The organism is Pseudomonas sp. L7, from assembly GCF_046605565.1.
In the GTDB taxonomy this organism is placed as follows: Bacteria; Pseudomonadota; Gammaproteobacteria; order Pseudomonadales; family Pseudomonadaceae; genus Aquipseudomonas; species Aquipseudomonas wayambapalatensis.
On sequence record NZ_CP176784.1, the window covers coordinates 1,356,004 to 1,373,317 of the forward strand.

Consider the following 17,314-nt stretch of genomic DNA (forward strand, 5'->3'; position numbering starts at 1 on the left):
GGTTGTGAACGTGGACGACTGGAAATAGAAGCATAAACCAGGGATTTGTGCATGCGGGTGTGCGCAGAAGCGGCCACGGGCCTGGTTATACAGGGCCCAGCAAGCTCTGCAGGGTGGCCAGGTCGTCGGCCTCCTCGACCGGTTTGTCGAGCCGCCAGCGCAGCATGCGCGGGAAGCGCACGGCGATGCCGCTCTTGTGTCGCTTGGACAGGGCGATGCCTTCGAAACCCAACTCGAAGACCAGCGTCGGGGTGACGCTGCGCACCGGGCCGAAGGTGTCCACAGTGGTTTTGCGGATGATCGCATCGACCTTGCGCATCTCTTCGTCGCTCAAGCCTGAATAGGCTTTGGCGAAGGGCACCAGGTTGCGTTGCGCTGCTCCTGGTGGAGCATCCCAGACGGCGAAGGTGTAGTCGCTGTAGAGGCTGGCGCGTCGACCATGGCCGCGCTGGGCGTAGATCAGTACCGCATCGACGCTGAAGGGGTCGACCTTCCATTTCCACCACAGGCCCAGGTCCTTGGTGCGGCCGACGCCGTACAGGGCATCGCGCTTCTTCAGCATGAGCCCCTCCACCCCGAACTCGCGCGACTGCTCGCGTTGCTCGGCCAGGGCTGCCCAGTTCGATGCCTGCAACAGGGGTGAAAGCCGCACAGGGGCCAGGGGGTGTTCGACCAGCACGCGCTCCAGTTGCCTGCGGCGCTCATGCTGTAGGCGGTTGCGCCAGTCCTCGCCGTGCCATTCCAGCAGGTCGTAGGCTTGCAGCACCACCGGCGCATCGGCCAGCAGCTTGCGGCCCAGGGTCTTGCGGCCCAGGCGCTGCTGGAGCAGGGCAAAGGGCTGCACCGCCAGGGTGTCGTCGCAGATGCCAGGCTTCCATACCAGAATCTCGCCATCGAGCACGGTGCCGTCAGGCAAGGTCTCTGTCAGGCTGTGCAATTCGGGAAAACGCTCGGTGACCAGTTCCTCGCCCCGTGACCAGATCCACAACTGGCCGTCGCGCTTGACCACCTGGGCGCGGATGCCATCCCACTTCCATTCCGCCTGCCAGTCCTCGACCGGGCCGAGCAGTATCTCGAACTGTTCCAGCGGCGCCTGCAGGGCGTGGGCGAGAAAGAACGGGTAGGGCTGGCCGCCGCGCTGGGCGTGTTCGTCGGCGGACTCGGGGGCGATCAGCTTCAGGTAGCTTTCAGCAACGGGGCGATGAGCCAGGTCGGTGTAGCCGACCAGGCGCTGGGCTACACGCTTGGCATCCAGCCCCGACAACTGCGCCAGCGCCCGGGTGACCAGCAGCTTGGAGACGCCGACACGGAAGCTGCCGGTAATCAATTTCAGGCACAGCATCAGGCTGGGGCGGTCCAGCCGTTCCCACAGTGCCGGCAAGCGCTGGCGTACCTCGTCCGCAGGTTGCCCGCGCAAGGGCAGCAGGTGCTGCTCGACCCACAGGGCCAGGCCCTCGTCGGTATCGTGTCGGTGCTGGGGCAACAGCAGGGAAATGGTCTCGGCCAGGTCGCCGACAGCCTGGTAGCTCTCTTCGAACAGCCAGTCGGGCAGGTCTGCCAACTGTGTGGCCAGCTCGCGTAGCAGACGGGTCGGCACCAGTTGGCGCGGGCGGCCTCCGGCCAGGAAGTACACCGCCCAGGCCGCATCGGCGGCGGGAGCCTGGGCGAAATAGTCGCGCAGGGCCTGCAGCTTGGCGTTGCTCGAAGTGGTGGCGTCCAGGCGCAGGTAGAGTTCGGCGAAGGCCTTCATGTGGCGCTCTCCGACGGGGGCGTGTCGTCTTCCTCGCCGTATTCGGTGGCGAAGGCCCGGGCGTCGAGGCCCTGTTCGCACAGGTAGCGCACCAGCACGTTGACCGAGCCGTGGGTGACCATTACCCGTTCGGCACCGGTTTCGCCGATTGCCCACAGCAGCCCAGGCCAGTCGGCATGGTCGGAGAGGACGAAGCCGCGATCGACGCCACGCCGGCGTCGAGTGCCACGCAGCAGCATCCAGCCACTGGCGAAGGCATCGCTGTAGTCGCCGAAACGACGCATCCAGCTACTGCCACCTGCCGAGGGTGGTGCCAGCACCAGGGCTTCGCGCAGCCGTGGGTCGTTGCGTGGCAGATCTCCGGCGTACAGGGTGTCGGGCAGGGCGATCCCGGCTTCGCGATAGACGCGGTTGAGCGGCTCGACCGCGCCGTGCACTACGATCGGCCCTATATCTGCGTCCAGCCCGTGGAGAATGCGCTGGGCCTTGCCGAAGGCGTAGCAGAACAGCACGCTGGCCTTGCCCTGGTCACGATTGGCGCGCCACCAGGCATTGATGCCGCTGAACACCTCGGCCTGCGAGGGCCAGCGATAGATCGGCAGGCCGAAGGTGGATTCGGTGATGAAGGTGTGGCAGCGCACCGGCTCGAACGGCGCGCAGGTGCCGTCGGGCTCAACCTTGTAGTCGCCCGAGGCGACCCACACCTGGCCCTGGTATTCCAGGCGCACCTGGGCCGAGCCAAGTACATGGCCGGCAGGGTGGAAGCTCAAGGTGACACCGTGATGCTGCAGACGCTCCCCATAGGGTAGGGTCTGCAGGGCGATATCCTGGCCAAGACGGCTGCGCAGGATACCGGCGCCGGGCTCGGCGCACAGGTAATGGCCGTTGCCGGTGCGCGCATGGTCGCCGTGCCCATGGGTGATCACCGCACGGTCAACCGGGCGCCAGGGGTCGATGTAGAAGTTCCCGGGCGGGCAGTACAGCCCTTCGGGGCGGGCGATGACGAGGTCCATGGCGTTCGCGCTGGCTGGGGTTACCAGTTAGGAGCGCAGCGCTGGCCTGGAAGTTCGGATGGCGTGGTGCTGGCGAGCGGCCCGGACGGGCCGCTCGGGGTTACTGCCTACTTGCCCGGCACCAGCGTCAGGCGCTGGCTGCCATAGGCGCGGGCAAAGTTCTGCGGTTGCAGCGGCAGGCTCATGAAGCGCCCCTTGAACCAGGCGTCCAGGCCGTCACCGTAGTGAGGGCTGGCCGGGTTGCCGGACTGGCCGCTGCTGGTCAGGATCTGCAGCGGTTCGGTCTGGCCGAAGTCGACGACCATGCGCGCGGAGGCCGGCAGGCTGGTTTCGAAACCGTTGCCCCAGGCGTAAGGGGTCAGGGCCAGGGTGCTGAAGTCACCGCCAGTGGCCATCGGCGCGCGGCTGAGGCTGTCGCCGAGCCCGTGGTAGCTCGGTGCGGGCCAGCGGTACTGGTGCAGCTTGCCCCATTGCCAGGCACGCCGGTCGGCGCCCATCTGGGCGACACCGGCATCCACAGCAGCGGCCAGGCTGCGGGCAAGGATGGTCGGTTTGTCTTCTTTCTGCGGCGTGTTGCGGTCATCCCAGAACGGGCTGTCTTCGCGGCCAAGCAGGTGATCGGCCTGGGCCGAGTAGGACAGCCGGGCGTTGCTGACGAACGCTTGCCAGGCCGGGGAGGACTCGGGGCCGAGCTCGTCGAGGAAGGTCTGGCGGGTGACGGCCTGGAGGAACAGTTCGTACAGCGCCGCATCGGCCGAGACCGGGCTCAGGCGGCCATCGAAGGCCTTGAGCCGGGTGAGGGCTTCGCGGGCCTTGTCGCGCTGTTCGGCGGGCAGGGCATCGATGGCCTGTTTGAGCGGCTGGGCCATGCCAGGGGCGTCGAACATGCGCTTGAGCTTGTCGGCCAGCAGGGTGACCTGGTCGTTCTGCAGGGCCATCAGGCTGCGGCTGTCATGACGCCCGTTGGCGGCCAACTGGCCCAGGCGCTCGGCGCGTTCGGGATAGTACCAGGTGCTGGACAACTGCATGCCGTAGCCCTTGGGCAGGCTACGTTGGTTGGCATGGCCGATCCAGCCGCTGGGCGGATCCTGGTCGTAGGGGTGAAGCATTGCATCGGCGAAACCGTCCCAGTCGAAGCGTCCGTCCCAGCCCGGCGAGGGCAGCAGGCCCTGGCCTTCGCGGCGATTGGGGTAGCGGCCGCTGACCTGCCAGCCGATGTGCTCGGGCTCGGCGAAGACGAAGTTCAGCGCAGCGGCGCCGATCTCGCGGGTGCTGTCGAAAGCACGTTCGATGTTGCTGGCGCGGGTAAGGTCGAACAGCGCATCGAGGCTTTTGTCGTCCTTGAGCTGCGGCAGGTGCAGGGCCAGGCCATAGCCGTTGCCGGGTTGTCCGAGCAGGGTGCCGTGGCGGGTGTCGTACAGCACTTCGCGCACCGGGCGCTGGCCGCGCACGAAGAAGGTTTCGTTGCGCGCGCGGGCCGGCTGCCACTTACCGTCGGCCAGGTAGGTGAGTTGGCTGCCCTGGCGGCGCAGTTGCTCGAGGAACAAGTCCTGGTTGTCGGCCATCACCGCGCTGCTGCTCCAGGCCAGCTTGCCGTTGTAGCCGGCCAGCACGATCGGCAGGCCGGGCAGCGACAGGCCGGCGACCTGGTACTTGCCGGTATGGATCTGCACCGGGCTCAGCGCCCAGGCGGCGCGGCTGTCGCTGGCCAGCAGGCTCTTGCCGCTGCGGCTGCGCAGCGGGCCCAGGGCCAGGTTCGAGGAGCCGGGGCTGCCCAGCAGGTCGAGGTCGGCAAGCTTCTGGCTGGCGGCGGCGACGTCGTTCAGGCCGGGGATCTGGCTGGCCAGGTTGATGCCCTTGAGCTTGTCGGTTTCGCCCTCGGCCAGAGGCTCGTCGGGTGCACCGGGCAGCAGCCAGGCAAGCTTGTCGCTGCCGATCTTCTGCGCCAGGGTCAGGGCCGAGAGTTCTTCCTGCAGGTTCACCGACTGGCTGAAGGCATAGAGGCTGAAGATCAGCGCCGAGTCTTCGGGCTTCCAGTATTCGGGGCGATAGCCGCTGCGGGCGAGTTCGGCCGGCAGCTTGTCGCGGTAGCGGAACAGATAGGCGTTGACCCCGCGGGCATAGACCTCGAAGAAGCGCTTCAGGCGCGGCGAGGCGTCGGCATACAGCTGGCCGGCGCTCTGCTTGAGGTTGGCCGCGCGCATCAGGCGGTCGATGTCCAGGGCTTCGCTGCCCGCGATCTCGGCCAGTCGCCCCTGGGCGAGCAGGCGCATGGCGACCATCTGTTCGATGCGGTCGCCAGCATGGACGTAGCCGAGGCTGAACAGCGCGTCATGGAAACTGCTGCTCTCGATCAGTGGTGCGCCCATGGCGTTGCGCCGTACCGAGACGTTCTGCGCCAGGCCTTTGAGCGGCTGGACGCCGGTGGTCGGTGGCACGCTGTCCTGGTAGCCGCCCATCTGGCAGCCGGCAAGCCCGAGCATGCCGAGCAGCACGGCGCTGGTGCCGAACCGAGGGCGGAAGGGAGGAAACACGGGGGCGGCCATGACGAGGGCTCCTGGGCGGCGTGGCGGGGTCGGAAAGGCGCTAAAGGTAGGGCGGCGCGCGTCGGGCTGCAAGCGGCAAACGCAGCGCCACCCGGAGTCGCGTTACGCGCCGTGGCACTTCTTGAATTTCTTCTCGCTGCCGCATGGGCATGGATCGTTGCGTCCGACGTCCTTCAGGGCGTTGCGCACCGGTTCCTGGTGGCCGTGGTTGCAGTGCGGGCCGTGCACATGGCCGTGCTCATGATCATGGTGATGATCGTGACCGTGGTTGCAGTCGGGGCCATGGACATGGGGTTGCTGGGTCATTGCGGGTTACTCCGGTTGAAAATCGCCGGGGATTATCTCACCACTGCGCGACAAGTGCAGGTCCCGTTGACTGATCAGGCCGGTATTGAGTTCGCCTTGCAGGGTGTAGTGCAGCGGATCGCCGCTTTTCAGCAGCTTGGCGAGGGGCTTGAGGTGCTGCCACAGGTTGGTGCGCGCGGTGATCTTGAAGGTACGCCGGGCATGGCCGCCGACACTGCGCCAGATACTGGTCTCGTCCTGCACCAGCAGCAGGTCGTTGAGCCGGATTGCGTACGACAGGCTGCGGATGAACAGGCGGCTGTCGTTGGGGTTGTCGATGCGCAGGTGCAGGACGAACTCCTGCTGGTGCAGGCGCGCCTTGACGGTTTCCACCCTGACCAGGTGCACCTCGGGCTCGCGCCAGTGGTTGCCGCCCCATCCCGCACAGCCCCCCAGCAAGGCCAGGGTGAGGCCGAGCAGGAGCAGGCGGGCCAGGGCATTCATCATTGATTACCGAGGTAGCTGGCGCAGCATTTCTTGAATTTCTGCCCGCTGGCACAGGGGCAGGGGTCGTTGCGTCCGGCCTTGAGCTCGACGGTCGGGTCGATGAAGTACCAGCGCCCGCCATTCTGTACGAACGCCGAGCGCTCGCGGTGCTGGTGGTCGCCCTGCTGGTCGTGCCAGCGTGCGGTGAAGGTGACGAACGCATGCTCCGGCTGCCCGCCCAGGACCTGTGCGCTTTCCACCTCCAACCCCAGCCAAGTGCTCTGTGCACTCCAGGCGGCAATGCCGGCACGGTCCAGCCCGGCCTGTTGGGCGGGAAGCGTGGTAGCTACCAGGTAATCCACCAGCCCCAGCACATAGGCGCTGTAGCGCGAGCGCATCAGTGCCTGGGCATCCGGTGCCGGGGTGCCGGCATGGTAGTGCCCGCAGCATGCGTCGAGAAGATTGCCGCTGCCGCAGGGGCAGACCGAGACACTCATGAAATCACCACCAGTACTTGCCAAAGTTTTGCGGATTCGCCCAGAACTTGGCATTGAGCCAGTCCGGGACCTGCTTGTAGTCATGTAGATCATAGGTGAACAGGCTCAGCACCTGTTCGTCGCGACGGAATTTCTCGCTGGCCGACAGCGCCAGGGCGAAGAAATCGGTGTCCTGCCAGCCACAGGCGGACAGGTCGGCCAGTACCGCGACCCTGCTGGCATTCAGATTGCGAATGCCGCCGAGCAGTTCCAGCCCACTGCGCTTGGGCAAGTGCTCCAGGCAATCGACCAGCACCGCGAGGTCGAAACGTTGCGCTGCCAGGTCGGCAGGCAGCGGGCCTGGCAGCGCCTCTGACAGCACTACCGCCGGGTGGGCTGCGGCGAAGGCCTCCAGGGCCGGGAAACGTGTGCCGACCAATAGCAGGCGCGCGGGGGCGAAGCGCTCGAGAAGGGCCGCCAGGGCCTGTTGGGGGGTACGCTGGGAGAAACCGTCGGTCATTGCCAATCCTCGTTCAGGTCGCTCAAGACTAGCGGTCCCAGCCCTGGCGGCAAAGAGGCGCGGCGTCGCGTCGTGGCCTATTGCTGGCAGAGAGGGAATAGGCGGTCTTTACTCCCAGAGCATCGGTTTTGCACCGATCCCCCTAGGAGAAGCAACGAAAATGAGCATAGTACGCACAGCGATACCCCTGGTTCTGCTCACCAGTGTGTTGACTGGTTGTGCAGGTTTGCAAAAAACCGACTGGCCGAAGTGTGCTGCCGTCGGGGGCGTGGGAGGCGCAGCCCTGGGCGCCATCGAAAGCTCCAGTTGGGCCGGCTGGGGCGCGTTGCTCGGCGGTGGCCTGGCGGCGGGCTACTGCTGGGCCCATGGCGACGGTGACGAAGATGGCGATGGCGTGCCCGACAGCCGTGACAAGTGCCCTGGCACCCCCGCGGGGGGTGCAGGTCGATGCCAACGGTTGCCCGCCCGAGCCGGTCGCCGTGGTCGAGGAAGTCGTCGTGGTCGAGAAGGAGGAAGTCATCGTCATTCGTGACGTGCACTTCGAGTTCGATTCCGCGCGCCTGACTGCCACCGACAAGGAACGCCTGAACACCATTGCCACGCGCCTGAAGCAGGAAGCGCCGAGCGCTCGTCTGAGCGTGACCGGCCACACCGACAGCGTCGGCTCCGACCGCTACAACCAGAAACTCTCCGAACGTCGTGCCCACTCGGTGACCGACTATCTGGTGAGCAGCGGCGTGCCACGCAGCAGCTTCGTTTCGGTAGTGGGGGCAGGCGAGGCCCAGCCGGTGGCTGACAATGCCACGGCTGATGGTCGTGCGATGAACCGGCGCACCGAGATCAAGATCCAGCGCTGACGGCCCGCGCCCACGTCTTTAGCCGTGGCGTGGGCGCATTCACCGGGGACATGATCCATGAATACCTTGTCGAAGACGGCTGTGTCGCTGCTGCTGGCCTCCAGCCTGCTGAACGGGTGCGCCACCCACAGTGATGGCAGCGCCCCCCTCAATCAACGGACCTGGCCGGTCTGCAGTCTGCTCGGCGGGCTGGTCGGTGGTGGCCTGGGTGCGATCGAAAGTTCCAGTTGGGCGACGGGTGCCGGTGTTGCTGGAGCCATCGCCGGTGGCCTGATCTGTTATGCCCAGGACGGTGACGAAGATGGCGATGGGGTGTTCGACCGTCGTGATCGTTGCCCGGACACCCCCAAAGGTACGGCGGTCGACCACATGGGCTGCCCGCTTGCGCAGTATCCGCCTTCGACGCCCAAACCCGAGGCTCCAGCACCTGCGCCTGAGGTGATCACCCTCGACGATCAGGGCCAGGTGCTGTTTGCGTTCGACTCTGCACAGTTGTCGGCCGCTGCCCAGCAGCGCCTGCAAGCGCTGTTGCCGAAGCTCGGCGATCCCGGCGTGACCGCCATCAGGGTGATCGGGCATACCGATAGCGTAGGCACAGACCGCTATAACCAGGGCCTGTCCGAGCGCCGCGCGGCCAGTGTTGCGCAGTACCTGATCGGCCAGGGGCTGTCGCCGGCCAAGGTGACCAGCCAAGGTCGCGGTGAAAGCGAGCCGGTGGCCGACAACGACACCGACGAGGGCCGAGCGAAGAACCGACGGGTGGAGCTGCACCTGAACTGAATCGCCTCTGGCGCGCGCCCTGGCGCGGCGGTACTGTTGTGCGCACGGCCCGCTCGAACGGGCCGCGTGCACATAACAAGACAGTACAAGACAGTCGGGGGGCGGGGTATGAAGTTCATCCTGGGCCTGGGCAAGGCCCTGACGGTGGTTTTCTGGTGGGTGGTGCTGGTCAATCTGTTGATGCCGCAGCCCCTGCCGTTCAATCTGCTGATCAATGCGGCAGGCATCACGCTGCTGGGCTTGCATGTGCTGGAGGTGTTTTTCTTCAACGCCAGCCTGCGCGGGCGCAGCCATCGCTGGTTCGATCGCTTGCAGATCCTGCTGACCGGCATCTTCCATGTCATGTCCATTCCCCGTCCGCAGGAGGCTTCGCGCCATGCGTAAGTTGATGTTGCTGGCCGCGCTGGCCACCCCGCTGGCCCAGGCCGAGAGTCTCGAAGTCGCTGCCCATTCGATGCTGCGCCTGCCGAACAAGTCGTCCAGCGTGCACCTGGAGCGTGTGCAGGTGGCCGACTCGGCGACCCTGCTGCTGCCGGCCACGCTCACCGCGCTGAAGATCGATCATCTTGAACTGGGACGCGATGCGCGCATTGCCATCGCCCCGGCGCAAAGCGCCTTGAGCATCGAGGCGAGCAGTGCCGTGCTGGGCGTCGGTAGTGAAATCAGCGCGCCGGGGGCGCCGGGCAGCTACGAGCGTGCGGCGCGCCCCGGTCGTGACCTCGACCTGCGCCTGCAGACGCTGGAGGCCGAGCAACTGTCGATCGACGCCCGTGGCGGCGCTGGCGCACCGGGCTATGCTGGCCTCGATGGGGGGAATGGCACGTCTGGAGGTTGTACCTGGGGCACTGCCAGCCGCGGCGCGAACGGTGACAACGGCGGCAACGGGCATGACGGCGCGGCCGGAGGAAGGATTCGCCTGGCCCTGCCGGCAGATTTCCCGCAGGAGCGCATCCAGGTACGCCTCGATGGCGGTGCACCGGGCAAGCCGGGCGCTGCCGGCAAGGCCGGGCAGGGTGGTGCGAGCAAAGGGTGCCTTGTGTATCGCACCGAGGCCGGTGCCAACGGTCGTCCGGGCCTGCCAGGGCAACCGGGGCTTGCCGGTACGGCGGGGGAGTTGATTCTGCAGCGGCTTTGACACACGCGCTTTACGCGCCCGAGCGTTTGCGTTTCCAGGGCTGCGTCGCGGCCCTGGGTCAACGACTTCAGAACATGACGCGAGCGCTGGCCACTGCCACCACGGCAATGCCCAGCAGCAGGTTGATCCCCACCATCCGTCGGATCCTGCCCAGCACCCCGGCACCCGCCGGCCAGTCCTCGGCCTGCACCGCAGCGCGCAGCTCCGGCAGCAGCAGCGCGTGCACGCGCAGGAACAAGGCAAACATCACGATCCCGCCGCCCATCATCAGTTGTACATAGCGGGGCGCGGTCTCGAAGCCGGAAAATCGCAGGTGCAACATGCCGATACCACTTATCGCCAGCACCGCTATCGCCAGCCAGACCCATCCGAAGAAGCGTCGGAATACTTCCACCCACAGCCGCAGCCGCGCGGGCCCTTCCAGCGCTGCGACAGTCGCCGGGCGCAGTACCAGCCAGGCAAAGAACATCCCGCCAACCCAGACAAGGGCGGCCAGGACATGCAGTGTGTAGGGCAGGGCAAAGGCGAGCATCCGGATCTCCATGCGGCATAAAGGGCAATAGCGGGGTATGATAGCCGCCCCATGCGAAACACTGAAAATATATCCAGCCCTTTGGGCGCCCGCAGACCATGATCAGCAACGAACTCAAAGCCACCATCCAGGGCGCCTATTCGCGTTTTCTCGAAGCCAAGAGCCTCAAGCCGCGTTACGGCCAGCGCCTGATGATCGCCGAAGTGGCCAAGGTACTCGGCGACATCGCCTGCGATGATGAAGGCCGTCGGGCCGGCGAGCCTGCCGTGGTCGCGGTCGAGGCCGGCACCGGTACCGGCAAGACGGTCGCCTACAGCCTCGCCGCGATTCCCGCCGCCAAGGCCGCCGGCAAGCGCCTGGTGATCGCCACCGCCACCGTCGCCCTGCAGGAGCAGATCGTCTTCAAGGACCTGCCCGACCTGATGCGCAACAGCGGCCTGAACTTCAGCTTCGCCTTGGCCAAGGGGCGTGGCCGCTACCTGTGCCTGTCCAAGCTCGACGTACTGCTGCAGGAGGGCCACGCCCAGTCGGCGACCGCCCAGCTGTTCGAGGAAGAAGGCTTCCATATCGAAGTCGACGAACGCAGCCAGAAGCTGTTCAACAGCATGATCGAGAAACTGGCCGGCAACCGGTGGGACGGCGACCGCGACAGTTGGTCGGAAACCCTCGAGGACCAGGATTGGGCGCGCCTGACCACCGACCACAGCCAGTGCACCGGCCGGCATTGTCCGAACTTCCAGCAGTGCGTGTTCTACAAGGCGCGCGAAGGCATGGGCAAGGTCGATGTGATCGTCACCAACCACGACATGGTCCTGGCCGACCTGGCGCTGGGCGGCGGCGCGGTGCTGCCCGACCCGCGCGACACGATGTACGTGTTTGACGAGGGCCACCACCTGCCAGACAAGGCCATCGGCCATTTCGCCCATTATTCGCGGCTGCGCTCCACGGCCGACTGGCTGGAGCAGACCGCCAAGAATCTCACCAAGCTGTTGGCCCAGCACCCGTTGCCAGGCGACCTGGGCAAGCTGATCGAGCAGGTGCCGGAGCTGGCGCGGGAAATCCGTACCCAGCAGCAGTTCATGTTCACCCTGTGCGAGCAGGTCGCCGATTTCCGGCCCGGTGAAGACATGGAAGGGCGTGATCGTCCGCGCTACCGCTTCGAGGGGGGCGTGGTGCCCGAGCAGATCCGCGAGGTCGGCATCGAGCTGAAAAAGGGCTTCGCCCGCCTCAACGATCTGTTCACCCGGCTTGCCGACCTGCTCAAGGAAGGCATGGACGGTGAAGTCAACATCGGCATCGCCAGCCACCAGGCCGAAGAGTGGTACCCGCTGTTCGGCAGCCTGGTCACCCGTGCCCAGGGCAACTGGGAGCTGTGGACCGCCTTCACCGCCGAAGACCCGGAAGACAGTCCGCCCATGGCGCGCTGGCTGACGCTGGCCGAGAGTGGGGCGCTGTTCGACATCGAGGTCAACGCCAGCCCGATCCTCGCCGCCGAAATGCTGCGCCGCAGCCTGTGGAGCGTTGCCCATGGTGCACTGGTCACCTCGGCGACCTTGACGGCCCTGGGCAAGTTCGATCGCTTCCGCATGCGCTCCGGCCTGCCGCGCGATGCGGTGACCTGCGTCGTACCCAGCCCATTCGTGCATGGCGATGCCGGCTTGCTGCGGGTGCCCGATCTGGGTGCCGACCCGCGCGATGCGGCGGGCCACACGGCGGCGATCATCCGCGAATTGCCGAACATCGTCGAAGAAGCCCGTGGTGCGCTGGTGCTGTTCTCTTCGCGCAAGCAGATGCAGGACGTGTTCGATGGCCTGGACCGCGACTGGCGCAAGCTGGTGCTGATCCAGGGCAACCTGTCCAAGCAGGAAACGCTCAACAAGCACAAGGCGCGGGTCGATGACGGTCAGCACAGTGTGTTGTTCGGCCTGGCCAGTTTCGCCGAGGGCGTCGACCTGCCAGGTGCTTATTGCGAGCACGTGGTCATCGCCAAGATTCCGTTCGCCGTGCCGGACGATCCGGTCGAGGCGGCCCTGGCGGAGTGGATCGAGGCGCGTGGCGGTAACCCGTTCATGGAAATCGCCGTACCCGACGCCTCCCTGCGCCTGATCCAGGCCTGCGGTCGCCTGCTGCGTACCGAGCAGGACCGTGGCGTCATCACCTTGCTCGATCGACGCCTGGTCACCCAGCGCTACGGCAAGGCTATTCTCAATGCGCTGCCGCCCTTCCGGCGGGAGATCCAGTAACGGCCGGAGCATGATGCTCCGGCCCGTTGTCCATGACTCGATCAGGCCCATGAGGGCCTTGAAGGAGAGCCACGTCCACATGATCCGCCGTACCTTGCCCGTCGTTTTCACCCTGCTCTTCAGTACCCCGTTGCTGGCAGCCCAGCAGACGTTGTTCAGCTTCGTACGCCCGACTTCGGTCGTCACCGTGACCACCGAGGACACGGGCATGCCGCAGTACAACGCGGAGCAAACAGCCGAAGGCGAGGTGCTGCGGCGCGTGGTGTTCAACCCGGTGGAGCGTCCGACCCTGCGCCTGAGCCCGCAGGCCGGTACCTGGGATTGGTCGACGGGGCAGTTTCTGACGCTACGCCTGCAAAGTGCGATGGACTGGGCCTTGACCGTGGACGTCACGCTGCTGGGCAGCGACGGGCGTACGCTCACCAGCCGCATCGACCTGCCAGCGGGCCCGGCACAAACGGTGATGGTGCCGCTCAAGGCCAGTTCGCCGTTGAGCCAGGGCATGCGTGCCGGTCCACCGATGCCCTGGACGTACGAAGGACAGCGTGTGCTGTTGACCAGCAGCGAGGGTGAGGTAGACCTCAAGCAGGTGGTTTCGATCAGCCTGAGCATTCCGCGACCCAAGGTCGCGCAGAACCTGCTGATCGAAAAGGTCGGGATACAGGATGATGACCAGGCATACCGGGCAGCCTACGGCGATCTGATCGACGCCTATGGCCAGTCCACCCGCGCACGCTGGCCGGAAAAAATCGTCAACGATGAACAACTCAAGGCCGCCGATACGCGTGAACGGCAGCAGCTCAAGGCTTGGCTGGCCGAGCGCGACAGGCAGAAACTGGACACCTACGGCGGCCTGGTGGCCGGACCGGCCTTCGAAGCCACCGGCTTCTTCCGCACTGAAAAGCGCGATGGCCGCTGGTTCCTGGTGACCCCGCAGGGGCACCCGTTCTACTCGCTGGGCGTCAACGCGGTGGCCGCCGATGGCGGGCGCACCTACGTCGCGGGCCGCGAATCGATGTTCAAAGGGTTGCCCGGGGAGGGTGACCCGCTCGCGGCGTTCTATGGTGAGGGCAACAATGACGACGGCAATGCGTCTTCCCAGGGGCGCGGGTTCAAGCAAGGGCGTTGGTTCGACTTCTATGCTGCCAACCTGCAGCGTACCTATGCCAAGCCCTGCGCCCCTGCGGCCGAGGGCCAGCCGCCAACGAACTGCCCGGCAGCCGGTGTCGATGCCGAACGCTGGCAGGTGCACAGCCTCGATCGTTTGCAGGCCTGGGGTTTCAACACCCTGGGTAACTGGAGTGATCCGGCCCTGGGTCAGGCCAAGCGCATGCCGTACACCCTGCCACTATCGATTGTCGGCGACTATGCCAGCATCAGCACTGGCATGGACTGGTGGGGGCGCATGCCCGACCCGTTCGACCCACGATTTGCCATGGCCACCGAGCGCGCCGTAGCCATTGCCGCGCGGGACCATCGCGACGACCCCTGGCTGATCGGTTATTTCGCCGACAACGAACTGGCCTGGGCGGCGCCGGGCGATGACCCCAAGGCACGCTATGGCCTGGCCTACGGCACCTTGCGTCTGACCACCGATGTGCCGGCCAAGCGCGCCTTCCTCAAGCAGTTGCGTGACAAATACCGAAACCAGGAGGGGTTGTCGAAGGCCTGGGGCATCGAACTGAAGGCCTGGGAGCTCATGGAGGACCCGGGTTTCGAGGCGCCCCTGCCCAACCCGGAGCATCCGGAAATCGAGCGTGACTACCAGTACTTCCAGCAGGTGTTCGCACAGACCTACTTCAAGACCATCTCCGATGCGCTGAAATGGCATGCGCCCAACCATTTGTTGTTGGGTGGACGCTACGCGGTCAGCACGCCTGAGGCGGTGAAGGCCTGCGCCGAGTTCTGCGATGTGCTCAGTTTCAACTTCTATACCCTCAAGCCCGAGGATGGCTACGACTTCGCCCGGTTGGTCGAGCTGGACAAACCGGTGTTGGTCTCGGAGTTCCAGTTTGGCTCCCGAGACCGTGGCCCTTTCTGGCCAGGGCCGCTCGAGGTGGCGCGTGAAGAGGACCGTGGGCCTGCCTACCGCAATTTCCTCAAGGCAGCCCTGGCTCAGCCGATGATCGTTGGCGCTCACTGGTTCCAATACCTTGACCAGCCCGCCAGCGGGCGCCTGCTCGATGGGGAGAATGGGCATCTGGGCTTGGTCGCTATCACCGATGTGGCGTATTCGGGTTTTGTCGAGGCCGTGCGTCGGAGCAACCAGCAGGCCCTGGAGCAATTGCGCGCGGGGCTTGAGGTCAAGGCGCCCTGAAGGTGACAGTTGGTTCAGCCAAACCCCAAGGTTTTCCTTACAACCTTCCAGCCACATTCAGTATGCAAACCCGCCAACTACTGAAACAATGCACGACTTTGTAAGACAGGTCGTACGGAGATTAGGCGGGTGCAGATCCAGGGTCACTATGAGCTGAAGTTCGAAGCGGTGCGCGAGGCATTTGCGGCATTGTTCAATGATCCCCAGGAGCGTGGCGCGGCGCTGTGCATCCAGGTAGGGGGCGAAACCGTCATCGATCTTTGGGCTGGAAGTGCCGACAAGGACGGCCAGCAGGCCTGGCACAGCGATACCATCGCCAACCTGTTCTCCTGCACCAAGACCTTCACTGCCGTGACTGCGTTGCAACTGGTGGGCGAGGGCAAGCTGGCCCTGGACCTTCCGGTGATTCGGTACTGGCCGGAGTTTGCCCAGGCGGGCAAGGAAGGCATTACCCTGCGTCAGTTGCTCAGCCATCGCGCCGGCCTGCCGGCAATCCGTGAGCTGTTGCCCGCCGAGGCCCTCTACGACTGGCAGGTCATGGTCGATGCCTTGGCTGCCGAAACCCCGTGGTGGACCCCTGGCAGCGAACATGGCTATGCCGCTATCACCTATGGCTGGCTGATCGGTGAACTGATCCGCCGCGCCGATGGCCGCGGCCCTGGTGACTCGATCGTTGCCCGCACTGCGCGCCCGTTGGGCCTGGACTTCCACGTGGGGCTAGCCGATGAGGAGTTCCACCGCGTGGCGCATATCGCCCGTGGCAAGGGTAATCCTGGTGATGCCGCCGCCCAGCGCTTGCTGCAGGTGACCATGCGCGAGCCCGAGGCGTTGTCGACCCGCGCCTTCACCAACCCGCCGGCAATCCTCACCAGCACCAACAAACCCGAGTGGCGACGCATGCAGCAACCGGCTGCCAATGGCCACGGCAATGCCCGCAGCCTGGCGGGTTTCTATGCCGGCCTGCTCGATGGCAGCCTGCTGGAATCCGAACTGCTCGATGAGCTGACCCGCGAGCACAGCCTTGGACAGGATCGCACGCTGTTGACCCAGACCCGTTTTGGCCTGGGCTGCATGCTCGACCAGCCGGATGTCGCCAACGCCACTTTCGGTCTGGGGGCTCGGGCCTTCGGTCATCCGGGGGCGGGCGGATCGGTTGGTTTCGCCGACCCTGAGCACGACGTGGCCTTCGGCTTCGTCACCAATACCCTGGGCCCTTACGTATTGATGGACCCCCGTGCGCAGACGCTGGTGCGGGTACTGGGCAGTTGCCTTTGATCGGGTAATGCGGGTAATGCCCGATCCCTTTGACTATCCTCAATGCCAACGCCTCGCGTGCGTGGGCAAAATTTCTTTCTAATTCATGGTGTATCGCTGATGTCCTCACAAAAAACCTTAGCACTTGCCCTGTGCCTGGCCATGACCGGCTGCGCCAGCCACTCCCAGGACGCCTCGAAGGACGGTGGCCTCAGCTGGTGGCCGTTCGGTTCGGACAAGGTTGCCGAACAGGACGTGAAGGACGCGGTGACCGAGAAGGTCGCCCAGGCCGATGCCAAGTCCGAAAGCAGCAGCCGCTGGTGGTGGCCGTTCGGCTCCAGCGACAAGCAGGCCGAGGCGCCCGCGGTACCCAAGATCGACCAGAAGGCTACCCAGGCCTGGCTGGACGAGTATGAACCGAAGCTGCGCGAGGCGGCCAAAGACAGCAAGCTTGAAGTCGAGCGTCGTGACAACGTGCTTGCAGTGACCCTGCCGGTCGACGGCTCCTACAACCCGGACCGCCCGAACATGCTGCTGCCGTCTTCTCTGGGCCCGATCACCCGCGTGGCCAAGATCGTCGAAGGCGATCCGAAGACTGCCGTGCTCGTGCTCGGTCACGCTGACACCAGCGGTGTTGCAGTTGCCAATCAGAAGCTCAGCCTCGAGCGTGCAGCCTCGGTCTCGGCGATTTTCCGCTTGAGCGGCCTGCAGCGTGACCGCCTGACCCTCAAGGGCATGGGCGCAGTGATGCCGCGTGCCGCCAACGACAGCGTCGAGGGCCGTGCCTTGAACCGCCGGGTGGAAATGCTGCTGACGCCGCAGAACACCATGGTTGCGCTGTTGGCCAAGTACCAGCAGGCCGCGCCAGCGTCCGTACCGGCAGCGATGGTCGCCACCCAGGACGCCAAGGCCCCGGCCAAGGCCGTTGAGGCCAAACCGGCCGCCAAGCCAACTGCCAAGGCTGCCGCCAAACCGGCTGCGAAGAAGGCCGTGGCGAAAACCGCAGCCAAGCCAGCCGCGAAAAAACCAGCGGCCAAGCCAGCAGCGAAGAAGACAGCTCCAGCTGCCGACAAGAAAGTCGCCGCCAACAGCCCTGCGAAGACCAATTGATCGTCTGAGG

15 protein-coding genes and 1 pseudogene are annotated in these 17,314 nt (G+C 65.6%); 8 read left to right on the forward strand and 8 right to left on the reverse strand.

What is annotated here, in order from left to right; genetic code table 11:
- Window positions 1–85: 85 nt before the first annotated feature.
- From ACK3BK_RS06475 to ACK3BK_RS06505, 7 genes are all read right to left on the reverse strand, one after another.
- On the reverse strand, window positions 86–1,750 hold the full coding sequence (locus tag ACK3BK_RS06475; RefSeq protein WP_411383944.1) for an ATP-dependent DNA ligase: 1,665 nt from the start codon (window positions 1,748–1,750) through the stop codon (window positions 86–88).
- Window positions 1,747–2,763 (reverse strand): ligase-associated DNA damage response exonuclease, encoded by a 1,017-nt coding sequence (locus ACK3BK_RS06480; RefSeq protein WP_288374524.1) that lies wholly within the window; start codon window positions 2,761–2,763, stop codon window positions 1,747–1,749. Before ACK3BK_RS06480 ends, ACK3BK_RS06475 begins: the two co-directional genes overlap by 4 nt.
- 107 nt (window positions 2,764–2,870) lie before the next feature.
- The gene (locus tag ACK3BK_RS06485) at window positions 2,871–5,309 is read right to left on the reverse strand and encodes a penicillin acylase family protein (protein ID WP_411383945.1); all 2,439 of its coding nucleotides are present in this window, start codon (window positions 5,307–5,309) and stop codon (window positions 2,871–2,873) included.
- A gap of 102 nt (window positions 5,310–5,411) precedes the next feature.
- The gene (locus ACK3BK_RS06490; protein WP_186668487.1) at window positions 5,412–5,615 is read right to left on the reverse strand and encodes an SEC-C metal-binding domain-containing protein; all 204 of its coding nucleotides are present in this window, start codon (window positions 5,613–5,615) and stop codon (window positions 5,412–5,414) included.
- 6 nt (window positions 5,616–5,621) lie between these two features.
- Window positions 5,622–6,098, reverse strand: a complete 477-nt coding sequence (locus ACK3BK_RS06495) for an LEA type 2 family protein (RefSeq protein ID WP_186720726.1) — start codon at window positions 6,096–6,098, stop codon at window positions 5,622–5,624.
- A complete protein-coding gene (locus tag ACK3BK_RS06500; RefSeq protein WP_186720728.1) occupies window positions 6,098–6,577 on the reverse strand; it encodes a YchJ family protein in 480 nt (159 codons plus the stop codon). The genes ACK3BK_RS06495 and ACK3BK_RS06500 overlap by 1 nt, the downstream gene beginning before the upstream one ends.
- 4 nt (window positions 6,578–6,581) lie before the next feature.
- Window positions 6,582–7,076, reverse strand: coding sequence for a DUF6231 family protein (locus ACK3BK_RS06505; protein ID WP_186720730.1), 495 nt, complete (start codon window positions 7,074–7,076; stop codon window positions 6,582–6,584).
- Between the two features lie 160 nt (window positions 7,077–7,236).
- Between ACK3BK_RS06505 and ACK3BK_RS06510 the strand changes: the two are divergent.
- The 4 genes and pseudogenes from ACK3BK_RS06510 (at window position 7,237) to ACK3BK_RS06525 (ending at window position 9,848) form a co-directional block, all read left to right on the forward strand.
- A pseudogene (locus tag ACK3BK_RS06510) lies at window positions 7,237–7,933 on the forward strand (OmpA family protein).
- 57 nt (window positions 7,934–7,990) lie between these two features.
- Window positions 7,991–8,713 carry an OmpA family protein gene (locus ACK3BK_RS06515; RefSeq protein ID WP_186668477.1) on the forward strand — a complete coding sequence of 241 codons (723 nt, stop codon included), beginning with the start codon at window positions 7,991–7,993 and terminating at the stop codon, window positions 8,711–8,713.
- Window positions 8,714–8,821: 108 nt separating this feature from the next.
- A complete protein-coding gene (locus tag ACK3BK_RS06520; protein ID WP_054891766.1) occupies window positions 8,822–9,097 on the forward strand; it encodes a DUF1145 domain-containing protein in 276 nt (91 codons plus the stop codon).
- Window positions 9,090–9,848, forward strand: coding sequence for a collagen-like protein (locus ACK3BK_RS06525; RefSeq protein ID WP_288374535.1), 759 nt, complete (start codon window positions 9,090–9,092; stop codon window positions 9,846–9,848). The genes ACK3BK_RS06520 and ACK3BK_RS06525 overlap by 8 nt, the downstream gene beginning before the upstream one ends.
- Window positions 9,849–9,915: 67 nt before the next feature.
- Here ACK3BK_RS06525 and ACK3BK_RS06530 read toward each other — a convergent pair whose 3' ends face one another.
- Complete coding sequence (locus ACK3BK_RS06530; protein ID WP_186668473.1) at window positions 9,916–10,380, reverse strand: CopD family protein; 465 nt, start codon at window positions 10,378–10,380, stop codon at window positions 9,916–9,918.
- Window positions 10,381–10,478: 98 nt separating this feature from the next.
- On the opposite strand from ACK3BK_RS06530, the gene dinG reads away from it, so the two are divergent.
- The 4 genes from dinG (at window position 10,479) to ACK3BK_RS06550 (ending at window position 17,304) form a co-directional block, all read left to right on the forward strand.
- Complete coding sequence (gene dinG, locus ACK3BK_RS06535) at window positions 10,479–12,623, forward strand: ATP-dependent DNA helicase DinG (protein ID WP_054891763.1); 2,145 nt, start codon at window positions 10,479–10,481, stop codon at window positions 12,621–12,623.
- A 79-nt stretch (window positions 12,624–12,702) separates the two neighbouring features.
- Entirely contained in the window at window positions 12,703–14,940 is a 2,238-nt protein-coding gene (locus ACK3BK_RS06540; RefSeq protein WP_411383946.1) for a beta-galactosidase, read from the forward strand.
- Between the two features lie 129 nt (window positions 14,941–15,069).
- A complete protein-coding gene (locus ACK3BK_RS06545; RefSeq protein WP_411383947.1) occupies window positions 15,070–16,215 on the forward strand; it encodes a serine hydrolase domain-containing protein in 1,146 nt (381 codons plus the stop codon).
- 99 nt (window positions 16,216–16,314) lie between these two features.
- On the forward strand, window positions 16,315–17,304 hold the full coding sequence (locus ACK3BK_RS06550; RefSeq protein ID WP_411383948.1) for an OmpA family protein: 990 nt from the start codon (window positions 16,315–16,317) through the stop codon (window positions 17,302–17,304).
- Window positions 17,305–17,314: the final 10 nt, after the last annotated feature.

What these genes read in the sequence shown, in the direction of transcription:
- ACK3BK_RS06475 (WP_411383944.1), bottom strand. Translation starts at nt 1,750, where the DNA reads ATGAAGGCCTTCGCCGAACTCTACCTGCGCCTGGACGCCACCACTTCG.
- ACK3BK_RS06480 (WP_288374524.1), bottom strand. Translation starts at nt 2,763, where the DNA reads ATGGACCTCGTCATCGCCCGCCCCGAAGGGCTGTACTGCCCGCCCGGG.
- ACK3BK_RS06485 (WP_411383945.1), bottom strand. Translation starts at nt 5,309, where the DNA reads ATGGCCGCCCCCGTGTTTCCTCCCTTCCGCCCTCGGTTCGGCACCAGC.
- ACK3BK_RS06490 (WP_186668487.1), bottom strand. Translation starts at nt 5,615, where the DNA reads ATGACCCAGCAACCCCATGTCCATGGCCCCGACTGCAACCACGGTCAC.
- ACK3BK_RS06495 (WP_186720726.1), bottom strand. Translation starts at nt 6,098, where the DNA reads ATGAATGCCCTGGCCCGCCTGCTCCTGCTCGGCCTCACCCTGGCCTTG.
- ACK3BK_RS06500 (WP_186720728.1), bottom strand. Translation starts at nt 6,577, where the DNA reads ATGAGTGTCTCGGTCTGCCCCTGCGGCAGCGGCAATCTTCTCGACGCA.
- ACK3BK_RS06505 (WP_186720730.1), bottom strand. Translation starts at nt 7,076, where the DNA reads ATGACCGACGGTTTCTCCCAGCGTACCCCCCAACAGGCCCTGGCGGCC.
- ACK3BK_RS06515 (WP_186668477.1), top strand. Translation starts at nt 7,991, where the DNA reads ATGAATACCTTGTCGAAGACGGCTGTGTCGCTGCTGCTGGCCTCCAGC.
- ACK3BK_RS06520 (WP_054891766.1), top strand. Translation starts at nt 8,822, where the DNA reads ATGAAGTTCATCCTGGGCCTGGGCAAGGCCCTGACGGTGGTTTTCTGG.
- ACK3BK_RS06525 (WP_288374535.1), top strand. Translation starts at nt 9,090, where the DNA reads ATGCGTAAGTTGATGTTGCTGGCCGCGCTGGCCACCCCGCTGGCCCAG.
- ACK3BK_RS06530 (WP_186668473.1), bottom strand. Translation starts at nt 10,380, where the DNA reads ATGCTCGCCTTTGCCCTGCCCTACACACTGCATGTCCTGGCCGCCCTT.
- dinG (WP_054891763.1), top strand. Translation starts at nt 10,479, where the DNA reads ATGATCAGCAACGAACTCAAAGCCACCATCCAGGGCGCCTATTCGCGT.
- ACK3BK_RS06540 (WP_411383946.1), top strand. Translation starts at nt 12,703, where the DNA reads ATGATCCGCCGTACCTTGCCCGTCGTTTTCACCCTGCTCTTCAGTACC.
- ACK3BK_RS06550 (WP_411383948.1), top strand. Translation starts at nt 16,315, where the DNA reads ATGTCCTCACAAAAAACCTTAGCACTTGCCCTGTGCCTGGCCATGACC.